Here is a 17,916-nt window from a genome sequence, read left to right as displayed (position 1 = left end):
CTGGCCGACCTCATCGCCCAGTTCCGCACCGCATCGGCCGCCGGCCACGCCGCCCAGGCCCGCAAGGCCTCCGCACGGCCGACGCCGGCCCGCGCGGCAGCCGCGCCTGCCCGCACCGTCGTGCAGATGCGCACCACGGGGACCGGCGGTGCCGCACCCAAGGCTGCGGCCGAGGTCGATGGCTGGGAGGAGTTCTGAGAACGGCATCTCGCCCTGAACGAGACTAGCAAAGCCCCGCCGGCACTGCCGGCGGGGCTTTTTGTTTGCCTCAGCGTCTCGAACGCCGATCGCTTGAGATCGGCGTGCGGCAGCCGTCATTGGCAAGCCGCCCGACCTGCGGCGGCTGGTGCCGGAGGCGCCTGCTACACGCCGTGATAAGTCCTGAACCACTCGGCGAAGCGGGCGATACCCTCATTGAGCGGCGTCTGCGGGGCGTAACCGACGGCCGCCTGCAGGCGGCTCACATCGGCAAAGGTGGCGGGCACGTCGCCCGGCTGCATGGGGCCAAAGCGCTTGTCGGCCGTCTTGCCGAGCGCCGTCTCGATCGCGGTAACGAAATCGCCGAGGCTGACGGCCTCGTGGTTGCCGACATTGTAGATGGTGTGACGCGCCGCCGGATTCTGCGCATTCGGCGCGCGCACCACCGGTGGACGCGGCACCAGCCTGACGATCGCCTCCGCGACGTCGCCGACATAGGTAAAATCGCGCGACATCCGCCCGCCATTGTAGAGCTCGATCGGCCGCCCTGCCACGATCGCCTCGGCGAAGGAGTAGTAGGCCATGTCCGGCCGCCCCCAGGGCCCGTAGACGGAGAAGAAGCGCAAGCCCGACATGGGGATGGCGTATAGGTGGGCGTAAGCTTCGGCCATCATCTCGTTGGCGCGCTTGGTGGCGGCATAGAGCGAAACCGGGTGCTCGACGGGATCAGCCTCGCTGAACGGTACCTTGGCGTTGCTGCCATAGACCGAGCTGGACGATGCATAGAGGAGGTGGCGCACCGTCGCCGCGCGGCAGGCTTCGAGCACCGATAGGAAGCCGTCGAGATTGGCCCGCGAATAGGCGAACGGATGCTGCACCGAATGGCGCACGCCAGCCTGTGCCGCAAGATGAATGACGACATCCGGCCGGAACGAGGCAAAGCTTTTCGCAAGCGCGTCATGGTCGGCGATATCGAGCCGTTCGAAGGAAAAGCCCTCCTGCCGCCGCAGCTCGGCGAGCCGTGCCTCCTTCAGTCGCGGATCATAATAGGCGTTGAGGTCATCGATCCCATGCACCGCCATCCCGTCGCCAAGAAGCCGCGCGGCGGCATGAAAGCCGATGAAGCCGGCCGCGCCAGTGACGAGCACACGGCCGATGCCTGCCTCGGCTGCCAGCGCTCCCTCTGCAACGATCGTCATCATTCACCCAAGGCTGAGGCCGCTCTGATCCTGCGGGACAGACTTCGACGTCAGCCGTCCGCCCTTTTGCAAGCTCCATGCACTATAGCGCGGCCATAGCATGACGCCGTGGCAAGTCCATCATCGCCAGCCTGGGGCCGGTGGAGACGGTGCTTTCACGCTCGCTTTCACGCCGCCGCGAAGGCCGCGGCCGTTGCGGGTGCGGCGGGTTTGATCTAGTCCGCGAGCGACCCTTCGCAGTTCATCCCGGTTCCGGCGCCATGCCTGCCACTCCCCGCGTCGCCTTCTATGCGCCGCTGAAGCATCCGGACCATCCGGTGCCCTCCGGTGACCGGGCCATGGGCCGGCTGCTCCTGCGCGCGCTCGCCACGGCCGGCTTCGAGCCGGACCTTGCCTCCCGCCTCGGGAGCTACAATGCCGACGGTGACGCCTCGCGCCAGGATGCGATCGAGGCTGCGGCCGAGGCGGAAACGGAGCAGCTGATGGCCCGGTTCAGCGCCCTCCCGTCAGACGAACGTCCGGCTCTCTGGTTCACCTACCACAACTACTACAAGGCGCCGGATCTGATCGGCCCCGCCGTCGCGGCCGCCCTGTCGCTGCCCTACGTGGTGGCCGAGGGCTCGCGCGCTCCGAAGCGCGCGGAAGGCCCGCATGCGCGCGGCCACGCCGCCGCAGAGGCGGCGCTCGATCGCGCATCCCTCCTACTGGTGCTGAACCCGCGCGATCGTCCCGCGCTCGAGGCGGTCAGCATGCCCGGTCAGCGCATCGTCGATCTGCCGCCGTTTCTGGACATGGCCGAATGGCCGCCGCAGCCGCGCGGCCCACGGGCCGGCGCCTTGCGCCTTCTCACCGTGGCGATGATGCGCGCCGGGGACAAGCTTGCCTCCTACCGCATCCTCGCCTCGGCGCTGGCGCAGCTGCCCGGCGACTGGACGCTCGATATCGCCGGCGATGGCTCGGCGCGAGGCGAGGTCGAGGCACTCTTCCGTGACTTCGGCGACCGCGTGCACTTCCATGGACTCGTGGCCGACAACCGGGCTCTGGCAAGACTCTATGCCGGCAGCGATCTCCTGGTCTGGCCGGCCGTCAACGAAGCCTTCGGCATGGTGTTCCTGGAAGCGGCAAGCCAGGGCTGCCCGACTGTTGCCGGTTGCTATGGCGGCGTTGCCGGGGTCGTCGCGGAGGGCACCGGCGGTCTTCTCGCAGCGCCCGGCGATGCTGGTGATTTCGCCCGCTGCATCGGCCGCGTCATGGCGGAGCCGGGTCTCGCCGAGCGGCTGTCGGCCGGCGCACGCGCCAACCTGGACAGGCGGCATACGCTCGCTGCCGCCGCTTCTGTGCTGCGGTCCGTGCTGGCGCCGCTCATCGCAACCGAGGCGCTGCGGGCATGAAGGTCCTTATCCTCGTCACCCATCTTCTTGGCGTCGGGCATCTGACCCGCTCGGCCGCCGTGGCGCGCGGGCTCGCGGAAGCCGGGCACAGCGTGACGCTGGTCAGCGGCGGCCGTCCGGCGCCGCTGGTCGATCTCACCGATGTGGAACTGGTCCAGCTGCCGCCGGTCCATTGCGTCGGCACCGATTTCTCGACGCTGCTCCGCGACGACGGGCAACCGATCGATGACGAGATGCGGCAGGCGCGGATCGATCGCGTGCTCGAGGCTTTTCAGGCCGCCGCGCCCGACTTGGTCATCACCGAGACCTATCCCTTCGGACGGCGGCAGCTGGCGCCTGAGTTCCGTGCGCTGATCGAGGCCGCCGCCGCGCGCAGGCCACGTCCCGCGATACTTGCCTCCGTGCGCGACATCCTCAACCCGCCGTCGCGGCCGCGGAAGGCTGTCGAGGCTGAGGCGGCGCTCGGCCTCTTTTATGACGGCGTGCTCGTTCATGGCGACGGCGAGGCGGTGCCGCTTGGCGCCTCCTGGCCGGTCAGCCCGGCGGTGGCGCGGCGCCTCATCTATACCGGCTATGTCGGCAATGCCCGAGCCGCGACGGCTGCGACGGCTGCGACGGCTGCGACGGCGTCGGTAGCGTCGGACGCCGCCGAGGCAGCGACCGCTGTCCCACGCCGAGAGGAGGTGCTGGTCTCCGGTGGCAACAGCGCCGCCGCCCTGCCCCTCTTCGCTGCCGCCGTCGAAGCCGGAGTGCTCGATGCGGGCCGTCACTGGCGCATCCTCATCGGCCACGGGGTGGCGCAGGACGACTTCGATCGTCTGGCCCGCGATATGGCGCCGAATGTGACGGTCGAACGGGCCCGGCGCGACTTCGCAGCCCTGCTGGCAACCGCCACCGTCTCGGTCAGCCAGGCCGGCTACAACACCGCCCTCGATCTCCTGCAATCGGGCACGCCGGCGGTGCTGGTGCCCTTCGAGGACGGCGGCGAGGCGGAACAGCGGCTGCGCGCCGAGGCTTTGGCGGAGCGCGGTCTGGCGACCTTGCTGCCGCAGGCGGAGCTGACGCCACGACGCCTGCTGTCAGCTGTCGATGCGGCAGCGAAGCGGCCGCGACTCAGCCCGTCCGGCTTCTCGCTCGACGGCGTCGCAGGAAGCGTCAGGGCGATCGAGACGGCCTCGCTGGCAGCCGATGCGACCGAAGCGGCATGGAGGGCACTGACTGCCAAGCTCGATGGGCTGCACGCCGCCGGGCGCACCGTTACGCTGTGGTGGCGGGACGATGACGCCGAGCGGCCGACGCCGGCTCTCGACAGGCTCACGGTCCTCGCCGCCAAGTACCGCGTTCCGCTGGCGCTCGCTGTCAGCCCCGCCCTGGCGACGACCGAGCTCGCGACGTGGACGCGGGCGCATCCCGACGTCACGGTGCTCGTCCATGGCCATGCCCACCATAACCATGCGCCCGCCGGCGCCAAGAAGCAGGAGCTCGGCTTCCGCGACCCGGCGAGGGTTCTGGAGGAGCTGACGGGCGGCCTTTTGACGATGCAGACCTTGTTCGGCGAAGCCGTACTGCCCGTCCTCGTGCCGCCTTGGAACCGCATCGATGCAGGCCTGGTGCCGCATCTCACCGTCATCGGTTATCGCGGCCTCTCCACCTTCAAGCCGCGCGCGGCAGCGCGCGAGCACGATCTCACCATCGTCAACACGCATTGCGACCCCATCGACTGGAAGCGCGGCGGCGGCCTGCGACCCGAAGCCGGCATCCTGCACGATCTCATCGACGCACTCGACAGCGACGAGCCACTCGGCCTGCTGACGCATCACCTCGTCCATGACGAATGGATCTGGCGCTTCCTCGACGCGCTGCTCGACCTGCTGGCGGCGCATCCGGCGGTGCGGTTCGCCCCCGCAGCCGATCTGTTCACCCCGGCGGCGGGATAGCGTTGGACGCGGTGCCCTTCCGGCGGGCGCCCGCCAGGTCTATCACCGCGGCAACAGGGCGAGACGCCGTGATGGAGCCTTCATGACCAGCAATGCCCTCGCCGACGAGCTCCTAAGCCGGATCGAAGCCCGCAGCGCCCGCATCGGCATCGTCGGCCTCGGCTATGTCGGCCTGCCCCTGGCAATTGCGGCCGCAGCGGCCGGCTTCTCCGTGCTCGGCTTCGACATCAATGCGGCGCGGGTCACCCTGCTCAACGGCGGGCAAAGCGGCATCCGCCACATCCCGGATGCGCCGATCGCAGCAGCGATCGGAGCCGGGCGCTTCGAGGCAAGTGATGATTTCACCCGCCTCGGCGAGGCAGATGCGGTGCTGATCTGCGTGCCGACGCCGCTGACGCGCCAGCGCGAACCCGATCTTTCCTTCGTCGTCTCATCCACCCACTCGGTCGCTGCGGCGCTGCGCCCCGGCCAGCTGGTCGTACTGGAATCGACCACCTGGCCCGGCACGACAACGGAGGTGATGAAGCCGATCCTCGAAGCGACGGGTCTGCGCTCGGGCACCGACGTCTTCCTCGCCTTCTCGCCGGAGCGCGAGGATCCCGGCAATGCCAGCTTCGGCACCACGGCGATCCCGAAGGTCGTCGGCGGCGACGGGCCGGACGCGCTCGCCGTCGCTGCGGCGCTCTATGGCGCGATCGTCGAGCGCGTCGTCAGCGTCTCCAGCCCGGCGGCGGCTGAGGCGGTGAAGCTGACCGAGAACATCTTCCGCTCCGTCAACATCGCCCTCGTCAACGAGCTGAAGGTGATCTTCGACGCCATGGGCATCGACGTCTGGGAAGTCATCGACGCGGCGAAGACAAAGCCCTTCGGCTTCATGCCCTTCTATCCGGGTCCGGGCCTCGGCGGACACTGCATCCCGATCGACCCGTTCTACCTCACCTGGAAGGCGCGCGAATACGAGATCGCCACGCGCTTCATCGAGCTCGCGGGCGAGATCAACACGGCTATGCCGCGGCATGTGGTGGACCGGTTGGCCGAGGCGCTCGACCGCCGCTTCCGCCGCGGCCTCAACGGGTCGCGCATCCTGCTGCTCGGGCTCGCCTACAAGAAGAACGTCGACGATACGAGGGAAAGCGCCTCGCTGCGGCTGATCGAGCTCCTGGAGGAGCGCGGCGCCAGCGTCGATTTCCACGACCCGCATGTCGCGGCGATCCCGCCGACCCGCGAGCACGCGGCGCTCACTGGCCGCCGCTCCGTCCGGCTCGATCCGGCAACGCTCGCCGGCTATGACGCCGCGCTGATCGCGACCGACCATGACGGCGTCGACTACGCCATGCTGGCTCGCGAGGCCCGACTGGTGCTGGATACGCGCAATGCCTGTGCCCGCAACGGGGCGGACATGGCGAAGGTCGTCAAGGCCTAGAGGCCTTTGGGGCAGCCATGGCTGAGGTGGAGGGAGCAGCCGCGCCGGCCGTCTGCTCGAGCTTGGCCACCAGCACGTCGATGCCTGCATTGAACGAGAAGGCGGTTTTCACCCGCTGATAGGCGCCGGCACCGAGCGCCGCCCGTCGCGCGGGATCGGCGATCAGCGACCCAAGCGCCTCGGCGAGCGCCGACGTGTCTTCAGGCGGCACGAGAACGCCACTGACGCCCTCCTCCACGAATTCGGGCACGCCGGCAAAGCGGGTCGAGAGGATCGGCAGGGCTTGCGTCGCTGCCTCCATGATGACGTTGGGCAGGCCGTCGCGATCGCCGCCCTCGCCTTCCTTGCAAGGCAGCACGAAGAGATCGGCCGTCCGCAATGCGGCGATGACGTCGTGCTGCGGCAGCGCGCCGCGCCAGACGATCCGCCCGGCGATGCCGAGGCGCTCAGCCTGCTCGCGCAGCGCGCCCTGCAACTCGCCGGCGCCGATATGGGAAAAGCGCCAGTGCAGGCTCTCCGGCAGCTTCGCCAGCGCCTCCAGCAGATCGTCGAAGCCCTTCTTGGCGACGGCACGGCCGACCGAAACGATCTCGACGGGGCGGTCCGGATCGCTGCCGTCCGGCCCGACGCCACGCTCCGGCGGGGCCGGGAAACGGCCGAAGTCGAGGCCGTGATAAACGAGGCTGACCCGTTCAGGGTCAGTCGGCGGCGACAGGCGGCGGAGCTCGTCGAGACCGGTGCGGGTGCAGGTCACGCCCCAGCTGGAATCGGCGATCTTCTCCCGCTTCTCCCAGTCCGGCGTCGTCCAGATGTCCTTGGCATGGGCGGAGAAGCTAAAAGTTCGGCCCGTCAGCAGCGCGGCATAGCGCGCTACAGAAGCCGGCGTATGGAGGAAGTGGACGTAAAGATGCGGCACCGCGGGGTCGAGCTCGTTCGCCAGCACCAGCGCCTGACCGATCCGCCGCCCGCGGCTCGGCGTCAAATCCCGCAGGAGGTCGCGCCACGCGATGCGCAGGAACCGGCCGAAGCCGGGCCGCCGCAGCGCCTGTGCGGCTCCGCGCAGCACCCGCAGCGGCGCCTGGTAGAGATATTCCGGCAGGTAGTGAAGCTCCGCCCTGATCTGCCGATGCAGTTCGTGCACCGTCTTGTCGGTGGGGCGGCGGAGCGACCAGATCTCGACTGCAAAGCCGGCCCGCTCCAGCGCCAGAATCTCCTGCGCGATGAACGTCTCGGAAAGGCGCGGATAACCTTTCACGACGATGGCAAGACGCGGCCGCGAAGAGGTCGCACGGCCGGCTTCAACCACCGCGCGGGGTGCTATGGCATCCATGGAGGATATCCTGATCAGGCGCCGGTGCCGGTGCGGCGGATCCGGCCTTCGTCGAGTTCAGCTTCGGCCGAGAACCAGCTCTGCGTCAGCCGTTCGATGGTGTTGAAGCCGTCGAGCAGGCCGGGCAGGAAGGCCTTGGATGGCACCGGCTGCTCGGCGAGGCGGGTGATCGCCTGCGCCATCTCCAACGGATCGCGCTTGCGGCCGGCAGCGAGCTCGGCGCCGTCGAGCATGCTGACGAGCTTCAGCCGGGTTGCCGCCTCGGCACGGATCGTCTGCTCCAGCCGGGGCGTGCGCCGAGGCACGATCAGCGCCGGCCGATCTAGGGACAGGATCTCACAGAAGGTGTTGTAGCCGCCCATGGCTACGATACCGACGGAGCGGCTCATCAGATGCTCGATCTTGGCATCGAAGGTGATGGCATCGACCTTCGGCAGTCGCTGGATCCGCTCCACGAAGGCCGCGCGGCGATCACGGTCGACGAAGGGGCCGAACACGACCAGCGCCCCGACGGGGATCGTGCAATCGGCCTCGTAGGCCGAGATCACCCAGTCAATCATCTCCTCGCCGTCGCCACCGCCGCCGGGAGTGACGAGCACGAAGGGCTCGCGCGTCAGCTTCGGGTAGCGCGGCGTCTGCGGCTTGGGTGGCAGCTCGCGCCTCAGATAGCCCGTGTACACGGCACGGCGGCAGACCTGTTCCGGCAGATCGAGGGCGGCGAGCGGCTCATAGATTTCTCTGAGCCCATAGATCCAGATGTCATCGTAGTAGCGGGTCAGCGCCTCGACGGCTCCCTTCCGATCCCATTCGGGCCGCAGCACCGAAGGTTCATCGAGGACGTCGCGCACGCCGAGCACGATGCGCGCATCCGTCTCCCGCAGCGCCCGCAGTGCCGGCAGGAACTCGCCACGAAAACCCGTCGGCTCCTTATCGACGATGACGAGATGCGGCTTCAGGGTCAGCGCCGTCTGAAGGATGATCGCCTCCCGCATCGCCACCGTCGCATCGAGAGGCAAATGCAGGCTCTGCGTCGTGTATTCGCCGTTCGGCAGCTTCACGACGCCCGGCACGCGCACATAGTCGACGCCGCCGCCGAACTCGAAGCTGCCGATGATCGGCGAACCGGAGATGATGACCACCGAGGCGCCATCATGCGTGGAGACGAGCTGATTGGCGATCGCGCGGCAGCGCCGGAGATGGCCAAGGCCGAAGGTATCGTGGCTGTAGATCAGGATCCGCAGTCCGCCTGAACGGACCGACGTCATCCCTCCAGACGGCTGATGCAACATGCCCATCTCACCTTTCAGCCGCGGCACGGGCTGCCGCCTCGCCACGCCGGCCGCAGACGCGGTCTTCTCGGGCAGCGAGAGCTGCGTGCGGTGCAACGTAGCCGGGCCGCCGATGCGGCACAACAGTTTGGAACGCAGCCGCCACCCGAAGCTCCCATTCGCCTGACTCATCGAGGATCGGCTGCCGACCGGACTCGCCGTCGCACGCTCACTCCTAGTGCAGGAACGCCGCGGCTGATAAGACTCCTCGCTTCGTCGAGTTCGAGGGCGTCCAGCGCATGGCAGAGTCGCTTTACAGCTATGTCTGGCGGCATACGCGTCGCCAGCAGCTCTGGATGCTGCTCGTCGTTCTGCTGTCGATCCCGTTCCTCTACGTCTCGCTCGACCTGCCGAAGGCGATCATCAACGGCCCGATCCAGGGCGAGGGATTCGAGGCCGGCGCAACGACGCTGCCGACCTATCTGCGCACCACCGTGCCGCTGCCGGATGGCTGGTTCGGGCTCGACGAGATCGTGCTCTTCCCCGGCGTGCAGCTGGATCGGATGCAGGCGCTGTTCATCCTGTCAGGCCTGTTCTTGGCCTTTGTCGTGATCAACGGCGCCTTCAAGTTCTACATCAACATCTACAAGGGCCGGCTCGGCGAGCGCATGCTGCGGCGCCTGCGCTACGAGATGGTCGACCGGCTGCTGCGGTTCCCGATCCGGCAGTTCCGGCAGCTGCGGCCGCCGGAAGTCGCCAGCATGATCAAGGACGAGCTGGAGCCGATCGGCGGTTTCATCGGCGACGCCTTCGTCACGCCGCTCTTCCTCATGAGCCAGGTGCTGACGTCGATGGTGTTCATCTTCGTCCAGAGCTTCACGCTCGGGCTGGTGGCGCTCGCGGTGACCGGCCTGCAGATCATCGTCATCCCGAAGATGCGGCGGCGTCTTCTGGTGCTCGGACGCGAGCGCCAGCTGACCGCACGCCAGCTCTCCGGTCGGATCGGCGAGATCATCGACGGCATCGCCAGCGTGCATGCCAATGACACGTCGAACTTCGAGCGCGCCGGTATCTCGGCGGATCTCGGGCACATCTTCCTGATCCGCTTCGACATCTACCAGTGGAAGTTCTTCGTCAAGTTCCTGAACAACTTCCTGTCGCAGGCAACGCCCTTCATCTTCTACCTCTTCGGCGGATATTTCGCGATCACGGGACAGCTCGATATCGGCCAGCTCGTCGCCGTGATCGCTGCCTATCGCGAACTGCCCTCGCCGCTAAAAGACCTGATCGACTGGGATCTGGCGCGTCTCGACGTGGCCGTGAAATACGACCAGGTCATCGAGCAGTTCGACATCAAGGGCATCTCCGACGCCGCGCTGCAGGCGCCGGTGCATGGCGACGTCGAGTCGCTGTCGGGCAGCTTCGTCCTCCACGGGATCAGCACACGCGACGATGCCGGCACGCGGCTGCTCGAAGACGTTTCGGTGGAGCTGCCTCTGACGGAGCGCACCGCCGCCTACGGCATGATCGGCGACGGCGCCGGCCAGCTTGCGGAGATCCTGGCGCGCCTCAACGCTCCGACCAATGGCGAGGTCCTGCTCGCCGACCGGCCGCTGAAGAGCTACGGCGAGGCGACGACCGGTCGGCGGATCGCCTATGCCGAGGCAACGCCCTTCTATCCCCAGTCAACGCTGCGGGACGCTCTTCTCTATCCGCTGAAGCGCCGTCCGGTGGCGGCCGTGCCGCGCTCGGCCGGCAAACGCGAGCGGCTCGCTCAGCTCGAAACCTTGGCCGCCGGAAACAGCCCGCTCGATCCGCGCGACGAGTGGGTCGACTTCAAGGCCGCCGGCGCGTCTTCGGCTGCCGAGCTGGAGCGGCGTATCGCCGAAGTCCTGAAGATCGTCATGCTGGAACGCGACGTGCAGCGTTTCGGCCTCGCCGCGTCCGTTCCGCCCGAGTACCAGTCGCGCATGGCAGAGCCGATCCTGCACGCGCGCGTCGCCTTCCGCGAGCAGCTCGCCGCGGCGGGCATGGGCGCCTATGTCGAGCCATTCGACCCGGCTCGCTACATGAACAATGCCGGCATTCTGGAGAACGTGGTCTTCGGCGCCGCCCGCAGCTCCGATGCCGAGACGACGTGGATGCTGACCCGCAGCCACGTGCGGCAGATCCTGCAGGCGCTCGGCCTCGTCGAGCCCTTCCTTGCGATCGGGCGGGAGATTGCGGCCACCATGGTCGACCTCTTCGGCGACCTCGAGCCCGGCAGCCCGCTCCTGCGGCGCATCACCATCATGCGGCCGGAGGAGCTCGCCACCTATCGGCAGATCCTGTCACGCACCGACGGCAAGAGCTTCGACGAGATCGCCGATGCCGACCGCCTGCCGTTGATCCGCCTCGCCTTCAACTATGTCGAGCCGCGGGATCGTCTGGGGCTCCTGGACGACGCCCTGCGGCAGCGAATCGTCGAGGCGCGGGCGACCTTCCAAGAGAACGCCACAGCCGAGATCGAGGGCGCCATCGCCTTTCACGAGGCCGGCGCCTACAATCCTGCGGCCTCCATCCAGGACAACGTGCTGTTCGGCCGCATCGCGCAGGACATGGCGAACGCGGCCGAAGCGGTGGAGCAGCGCCTCCTGCAGACGCTCGGCGCTCTCGGCCTGTCGGAGCTCGTTCAGAAGGCGGGCCTGCGCTATGATCTCGGCTCCGGTGCCAAGCGCCTGTCGCTTGCCCAGCAGCAGAAGCTCGGACTGGCACGCGGCATCCTGAAGTCGCCGGACTACCTCATCGCCAACCGCTGCCTGTCGGCGCTCGATGCGGACACGCAGGGCAAGATCATCGCTGCCACGCTGCGGCGCAGCCGCGACCCGGATCGTCCCTTCGGCACCTTCTGGGTGCTCAGCGGCGCCGATCAGGCTTCGATGTTCGAGCGGTTTGTCGAGTTCAAGGATGGCCGACTGGTCAATGACAGGAAAATAGAGCAGTCTCAGCCCGCCTCGGCATTGGCCGCGGAGTAGGAGTGCACCCGGGCAAAGCCGGGATCGTCGTTGCGGAGGCTTGCGGCGTATGAGCGTGCTGACCAGCGAGGTCGACATCCTGAGGCGCGTGCCGCTGTTCAGCGGCATCGAGGCGCCGAAGCTGAAGCTCCTCGCCTTCACCTCCAAGCTGGTGCGCTACGAGGCCTCGGAAGTGCTGTTCCGACAGGGCGATCCTGGAGACAGTGCGTTCGTCATCCTGAGTGGTCAGGCCGTGGTGATCGCCGACACGCCTGGCGGGGAGATCGAGATCGCCCGTCTCGGCGAGACGGACTTCGTCGGCGAGATCGGCATCCTCTGCGACATGCCGCGCACGGCAACGGTACGCGCCGTCACCAATGTCAAAGCCCTGCGGATCGGCAAAGACTGTCTCGTGGAGCTTCTGGAGAACTTTCCCTCCATCGGGCTTTCGATGCTGCGCGGCCTGGCGCTGCGGCTGAGCCGCACCACGGCGGAGCTGGTCGAATACCGCTCGCATGATGCCTGAACGCCGCGGAGGCCGGACGGGAACAGACAGCCAGTTTGGCGGCTGGTTGCAAAGCGTGATCGCATCATGGCGTGACGGCGCCGCAATCCTGTTCTAGAGGCGCGGGATGCCTGTCATCCAAGTGTCACATACGCCCTCGATCCAGCCCCTGCTCGATCGGGAGGCGGAGACGGTTATCGATCCCAAGGCGATCCTGCAGATCTCCGATTGGCTGATCGACGAATCGCTGGCGGAGCGCGAGGTCGCAGCGATCCTCGGTCCGCTGTGCGAGCGCCTGCGTCAGAGCGGTGTGCCAGTCGATCGCGCGCGGGTCAGCTGGCCGACGCTGCACCCTCTCTTCGAGGCCGAGACGGTGCTGTGGAAGCCGGGTGAGCCGATCCAGTCAGACCGCTTCCCGCACGAGGACGCCAACACCGACGGCTGGCAGCGCAGCCCGATCAAGTGGATGCTCGACAACGGCGTCCACCTGATGCGCGATCGTCTCGACCAGGGCCTTGCGCCCGACGATTTTCCGTTGTTCCACGAGCTCGCCGGCGAGGGCTATGTCGAGCTCGTGGCGCTCAGCACCCCACTCTTCATGCTGCTGCAGGATCTGCCGCGGCCGGACGAACTCGGGCTCTATGTCACCTGGTCGACACGCGATCCGAATGGCTTCAGCGACGATGCCGTGGCGGTGCTCCGGCAGCTGCAGCGGCCGATCGCCGTCGTCTGCAAGTCGGCCGCCTATCCGCGCCTCGTCGCCAATGTCGCCAACACCTATCTCGGCCCGACAATCGCGCGCGAAGTGCTGAGCGGTCGCATCACCCTCGGCAGCGGCAGCCGCACCAGGGCCCTGATCTGGTATTCGGACCTGCGCGACTCCACTCATCTCGCCGATACTGTCGGCGAGGACGCCTATCTCTCGCTCCTCAACGACTATTTCGACTGTACCGGACGAGCAGCCGTCGAGGCCGGCGGCGAGATCATGGCCTTCATCGGCGACGCGGTCCTCGCGATCTTTCCGATCGAGGCGGACGATTCGTGTGCCCTCGACGTCGTCGGTGCCGCGACAACGGCGGCCCGCGCCGCCCTCGCCGCGGCCGAAGTTTGCAACCTGAAGCGCGCCGAACGCGGCGATCCCCTCATCCACTTCGGCATCGCCATGGATATCGGCGAGGTCCGCCTCGGCAATATCGGTATCTCGCAGCGCCTGTCGTTCTCGATCATCGGATCGACGGTGAACGAGGTCGAGCGGATGGAGGGCATGACCAAGGTCCTGGCAACGCCGGTACTCGCGACCGAGGCGATCGCGCGGCGCGACCCGCAATCGTGGAATGGGATCGGCAGCTTTCCGCTGACCGGACTCGCCAAGCCGGTGGCGCTCTACGAGCTGGCGGATTTCATGGCGGCCCCGGCAGACACCCAGCACAAGCCGTCCTCCTGCCGCGACCAGGTCGGCTGACGCTGTCGGAGTCGAGAGCCTCGTCTCGCCTCAGCCATGCGGGTCGGCGGCATCGCGCAGACCATCGCCGAGGAAGGAAAAGGCAAGCACGGTCACCATCACCGGCAGCATCGGCATGAGCAGCCACGGATAGAGGGCGACCGCCTCGATGTTCTGCGCCTCCGACAGGAGGACGCCCCAGCTCACGATCGGCGGCCTGAGGCCAAGGCCGAGGAAGCTCAGCGCAGTCTCGGCGAGGATCATCGTGGGGATCGACAGCGAGGCCGAGGCGATGAGGTGGCTCGCAAAGTTCGGCAGGAGATGGCGCGCGATGATCCGCGCCGGACGCGCGCCCATCATCTCGGCGGCAGCGGTGAAATCCTCCTCGCGCAGCGAGAACAGCTTGGAGCGCACGGCCCTGGCAAGCGAGGGCCAGTCCAGCAGCGCCAAAATTATGGTGATGCCGAAATAGACGAGCAGCGGGTTGAGCGTCACCGGCAGCGCCGCCGACAGCGCCAGCCAGAGCGGCAGCTGCGGGATCGAGCGCAGTATCTCGGTCACGCGCTGGATCCAGTAGTCGGTCGCACCGCCGAAATAGCCTGCGATACCGCCGAAGAAGAGCCCGAGCGCGAAGGAGAAGGCGACGCCGACGAGGCCGACCGTCAGCGAGATTCGCGCGCCATGGACGAGCCGCGAGGCGATGTCCCTCCCGAGCCGGTCGGTGCCGAGCGGAAAGAAGGTGCCAAGACTTGGCGGACAGACAAGATGCAGGTCCGCCTCCACCAGCCCCCAGAAGCGATAGGGTTCGCCCTTGCAGAAGAAGCGGAGTGGCCGCGGCCGCCGCTCATCCTCCGTGTAGTGGCGCTGCAGCGTGTCCAGATCGAGCCGCCCGCGCATGTCGTAGACAAACGGGCCGACGAACTGACCCTCATGGAAGAGATGGATCGGCTGCGGCGGCATGAAGATGTGCTGCGTGTTGCGGGTCGCAACGCCGTAGGGCGCGATGAATTCGGCGAAGATCACCGTGAGATACGCGATCGCCAGCACCACCAGCGCGACCAGTGCCAAGCGATGGCGCTTGAAGCGCCACCAGAACAGCCGCGCCTGCGAGGCTTCGAGATAACGGGTCGAGGGCTTCGACAGACGCGCCGAGGTCCTGCCGGGGTCGAACGGCTCCGTCGAGACCCAATGCTCCAGAGGTTCGCTCACGCCGTTCCCCGCCCGATCCGGATGCGCGGATCGATCAGTGCGAGCGCGATGTCCGACACCAGCATGCCGACGACGGTCAGCACCGCCAGGAACATCAGGAACGAGCCGGCGAGATACATGTCCTGGCTACGCAGCGAGGACAGCAGCATCGGCCCCGTCGTCGGCAGCGACATGATCGCCGAGACGATCACCGAACCGGAGACGACCTGCGGCAGCAAATCGCCGATGTCGGAGATGAACGGGTTCAGGGCCGAGCGCAGCGCATATTTGAACAGGATGCGGCGCTCGCCGAGCCCCTTGGCTCTTGCGGTGACGATGTAGGGTTTCTGCAGTTCATCGATGAGGTTCGCCCGCAGGCGCTGGATCATTGCCGCCGTGCCGGAAATGCCGATCACGACCACCGGTACCACCAGATGGGCGGCCAGCGAGCCCATCTTGCCGGCGGTCCAGGCCTCGCCGGTGTAATCCGGGTCCATCAGCCCGCCGACCGAGATGCCGAAGAGGGTGTTGGCGAAATAAAGGAGGATCAGCGCCAGCAGGAAGTTCGGCGTCGCAAGGCCGAGATAGCCGAGAAAGGACAGTGTGTAGTCGACCTGTCCGTAGCGTCGCGCGGCGACATAGATGCCGACCGGGAACGAGACGAGATAGATGAACAGCACCGTGACGAAGTTCAGGATCAGGGTCAGGAACAGGCGATCGCCGATCACTTCGGCAACGGGCCGACCGTATTCGAAGGAATAGCCGAAATCGCCCTGCACGAAGCCCGAGACCCATGTCAGGTACTGGAGCGGCAGCGGCTTATCGAGACCATAGAGGTCGCGCAGGAACGCGACCTTCTCCTCGGCCTGCGTCTCGCCCTCGGCGCGAAGCTCGGCAATGGTGGTCGAGAGGTAATCGCCCGGCGGCAGCTGGATAATGGTGAAGACGAGGACGCTGATCACCGCCAGCGTGCCGAGCATCGTGGCGATCCGGCCGGCAAGATATCGGATCATTGCGGCAGCGCACCTTCCCCATCACGGGCGGCCGTGCGCGCCCCCGGCGGCGCGAAGAAGAACGTGTCCGGCCGGTACATGCCGAAATAGGCGCCTGGATTGAAATTGAAGACGCCGGTTTGCGGCACGTTGTGCAGGCGCTTCGACACGGCGATGACCTGATCGACGTCGGCGATGATGCCGATCCGCGGTAGGGCCTCTGCGTTGATCTCCAGCATCTGCCGCCAGATCGAAGCTTTCTCGGCGGGATCCAGCGTGCGGCGCCACGCCTCGTTCAGGGCCAGGAGCTTCTGTGCGAAGGGAAGATCCGGCGCCTCGCCGAGCTTGCCCCCGCTTTCGGCGTTCAGCCCCCAGGCCGGCCACTGGTGCTGATCGGAATTGGTCGGCGCCAGTTCGGCCGGGCTGTCGTTAGGATGCGCCAGGCCATTCTCCAGCCCCGCCCAGATCGACATCACGGTCGAGCCGGTGTTCAGCCGCCGCGATAGCGTGTCCCGCTCGCCTGTCTTGACGACAAGACCGATGCCGACGCGACGCCAGTCTTCGGCGACGAGCTGCAGGACGTCCTGCTGCTCGCCTTCTTCGCCGGATGTTTCCACGACGACCGTCAGCGGCCGCCCGTCCGGCAGGAGCCGTATCCCCTCCGCATTCCTCTGGGTGAGGTGCAGGCCGTCGAGCAGCGCACGGGCGCGCTCCGGATCATAGGTCGCCCAGCGCGTGGCCAAGCTCGGCTGGAACAGGACCGAGCCCGGCAGGACCGTGTCGTTGGAGGGTCGCGCCAGGCCGTAATAGACGGCGAGGTTGATGTCCTCGCGGTTGATGGCGAGCGACAGAGCGCGGCGGAAATCGGCTTCGCGCAGCAGCGCCCGCCAAGCGGAATCGGCGCAGGTGAGGTTCGGATAGAGCGCGATGCGGCTGCCCTTGCCGCTGCGCCAGCGCCGGACATCGTAGCCCTCTCGCTCGGCCGCGGCCTTGACGAAGGGATAGTTGCCGAAGGTGAGGTAGTTGGCTTGGAGGTCAGCCTCCCCGGCGCCCACCTTGGCGGGGATCAGGCCCGTGCCGGCGATGCTCATGGCGACTTCGTCGATATAGGGCAGCTGATGCCCTGCCGTGTCGACACGATGGAAGTAGGGATTGCGCCGGAAGATGAAGCGGTCCGCCGGCGGCGGCGTCGCGAGCACCCAGGGCTGCAGCGACGGCAGGTCGATATTGGCGTTCTTGTAGGGCTGATCCAGCTTGTAATGCAGCGCCACCCAATTGCGCTGGCCGGCATCCGCGACGCGCTGCTTCAGCTCGGCCGGATCGGCATAGCGCTTGTGGAACTGCTTCAGGTAATGCGCCGGGCGGGCGATCTCGAGCGGCAGGGACTGGGCGAGCGCCGGCAGGAAATACGGGTTCGGCTTCGACCATTCGTAGCGAACCGTCAGCGCGTCGGGAAAGCTCACCTGCGGCGGTTCGCCGTCGACCAGAAGCTCGCGCGGCAGGCCGTTCATGCCGAGATCTTTGTCGTTGACGACATCCTCCCAGTAGTAGCGGAAGTCGTCCGAGGTGAAGGGCGCGCCGTCCGACCAGCGATGCCCCTTGCGCAGATGGAAGGTGAAGCGCCGCCCCTCCTCCACATCGACGGCTTTCACGATATCCGGCTGGATGGTGCCGTCGGGCGCATAGCCGACAAGGCGGGCATAGCCGAACACGACCATACGGCGCGTATCGCGCGCCTGCGCTTCGATGATCCGGAGCGAACCGCCGTAGTCGCCGGTCTGCCGCCCTGTCGACGGCATGTCCATCACCAGCGGCTCGGCCGGGATGCGCTGGTCGACCGGCGGCAGCTCACGTGCGGCGACGGCGGCAGCCAAAACCGGCGGCTCGACATAGGCAGCGTCCGCCCGCTGCACGATGAAAGACGCAACGAGGAGGATGGTGGCGCCGAGGGCCAAGCCGGCGACCCGCGGCATGCGACGGACGAACGGCATTGTCATCATGACCCTTCGTCCATCATCCGCTGTGGCCGCTGCACCGTCGATCGCTCCGGC

The 17,916-nt window shown here is 67.4% G+C and carries 12 protein-coding genes and 1 pseudogene; 7 read left to right on the top strand and 6 right to left on the bottom strand.

The genetic code is table 11. The features are described from left to right. Positions 1–198, top strand: a pseudogene (locus C0R46_RS19740) (methyl-accepting chemotaxis protein); the annotation flags it as partial. 164 nt (positions 199–362) lie between these two features. Here C0R46_RS19740 and C0R46_RS19735 read toward each other — a convergent pair. Then, positions 363–1,400 carry an NAD-dependent epimerase/dehydratase family protein gene (locus C0R46_RS19735; protein WP_245413691.1) on the bottom strand — a complete coding sequence of 346 codons (1,038 nt, stop codon included), beginning with the start codon at positions 1,398–1,400 and terminating at the stop codon, positions 363–365. Between the two features lie 257 nt (positions 1,401–1,657). Between C0R46_RS19735 and C0R46_RS19730 the strand changes: the two genes are divergently transcribed. The 3 genes from C0R46_RS19730 (at position 1,658) to C0R46_RS19720 (ending at position 6,148) form a co-directional block, all read left to right on the top strand. Continuing rightward, entirely contained in the window at positions 1,658–2,788 is a 1,131-nt protein-coding gene (locus C0R46_RS19730) for a glycosyltransferase family 4 protein (protein ID WP_102961393.1), read from the top strand. Then, positions 2,785–4,725 (top strand): glycosyltransferase, encoded by a 1,941-nt coding sequence (locus C0R46_RS19725; protein ID WP_102961392.1) that lies wholly within the window; start codon positions 2,785–2,787, stop codon positions 4,723–4,725. Before C0R46_RS19730 ends, C0R46_RS19725 begins: the two co-directional genes overlap by 4 nt. 82 nt (positions 4,726–4,807) lie before the next feature. Then, complete coding sequence (locus tag C0R46_RS19720) at positions 4,808–6,148, top strand: nucleotide sugar dehydrogenase (RefSeq protein WP_102961391.1); 1,341 nt, start codon at positions 4,808–4,810, stop codon at positions 6,146–6,148. Here C0R46_RS19720 and C0R46_RS19715 read toward each other — a convergent pair. Together C0R46_RS19715 and C0R46_RS19710 are read right to left on the bottom strand one after the other, a co-directional pair. Continuing rightward, positions 6,138–7,478, bottom strand: a complete 1,341-nt coding sequence (locus tag C0R46_RS19715) for a glycosyltransferase (protein ID WP_102961390.1) — start codon at positions 7,476–7,478, stop codon at positions 6,138–6,140. The genes C0R46_RS19720 and C0R46_RS19715 overlap by 11 nt on opposite strands. 14 nt (positions 7,479–7,492) lie before the next feature. Beyond that, the gene (locus C0R46_RS19710; RefSeq protein WP_198598417.1) at positions 7,493–8,743 is read right to left on the bottom strand and encodes a glycosyltransferase family protein; all 1,251 of its coding nucleotides are present in this window, start codon (positions 8,741–8,743) and stop codon (positions 7,493–7,495) included. Positions 8,744–9,045: 302 nt separating this feature from the next. On the opposite strand from C0R46_RS19710, the gene C0R46_RS19705 reads away from it, so the two are divergent. The 3 genes from C0R46_RS19705 (at position 9,046) to C0R46_RS19695 (ending at position 13,706) form a co-directional block, all read left to right on the top strand. Then, the gene (locus C0R46_RS19705; protein WP_102961389.1) at positions 9,046–11,760 is read left to right on the top strand and encodes an ABC transporter transmembrane domain-containing protein; all 2,715 of its coding nucleotides are present in this window, start codon (positions 9,046–9,048) and stop codon (positions 11,758–11,760) included. Positions 11,761–11,809: 49 nt separating this feature from the next. Beyond that, complete coding sequence (locus tag C0R46_RS19700; protein ID WP_102961388.1) at positions 11,810–12,265, top strand: cyclic nucleotide-binding domain-containing protein; 456 nt, start codon at positions 11,810–11,812, stop codon at positions 12,263–12,265. A 106-nt stretch (positions 12,266–12,371) separates the two neighbouring features. Further along, positions 12,372–13,706: an adenylate/guanylate cyclase domain-containing protein gene (locus C0R46_RS19695; protein ID WP_102961387.1), complete on the top strand. Its 1,335-nt coding sequence runs from the start codon at positions 12,372–12,374 to the stop codon at positions 13,704–13,706. Positions 13,707–13,736: 30 nt separating this feature from the next. Here the strand turns inward: C0R46_RS19695 and C0R46_RS19690 are convergent, their stop codons facing one another. The 3 genes from C0R46_RS19690 to C0R46_RS19680 are packed head-to-tail and all read right to left on the bottom strand — an operon-like array spanning position 13,737 to position 17,865. After that, the gene (locus C0R46_RS19690; RefSeq protein WP_102961386.1) at positions 13,737–14,894 is read right to left on the bottom strand and encodes an ABC transporter permease; all 1,158 of its coding nucleotides are present in this window, start codon (positions 14,892–14,894) and stop codon (positions 13,737–13,739) included. Then, a complete protein-coding gene (locus C0R46_RS19685) occupies positions 14,891–15,886 on the bottom strand; it encodes an ABC transporter permease (RefSeq protein WP_102961385.1) in 996 nt (331 codons plus the stop codon). The genes C0R46_RS19690 and C0R46_RS19685 overlap by 4 nt, the downstream gene beginning before the upstream one ends. After that, positions 15,883–17,865, bottom strand: coding sequence for an ABC transporter substrate-binding protein (locus tag C0R46_RS19680; RefSeq protein ID WP_198598416.1), 1,983 nt, complete (start codon positions 17,863–17,865; stop codon positions 15,883–15,885). The genes C0R46_RS19685 and C0R46_RS19680 overlap by 4 nt, the downstream gene beginning before the upstream one ends. Positions 17,866–17,916: the final 51 nt, after the last annotated feature.

The sequence above is a fragment of the Mangrovicella endophytica genome (assembly GCF_002893625.1).
Taxonomy (GTDB): Bacteria; Pseudomonadota; Alphaproteobacteria; order Rhizobiales; family Rhizobiaceae; genus Mangrovicella; species Mangrovicella endophytica.
This window is presented reverse-complemented; position numbering and strand designations above follow the sequence as displayed.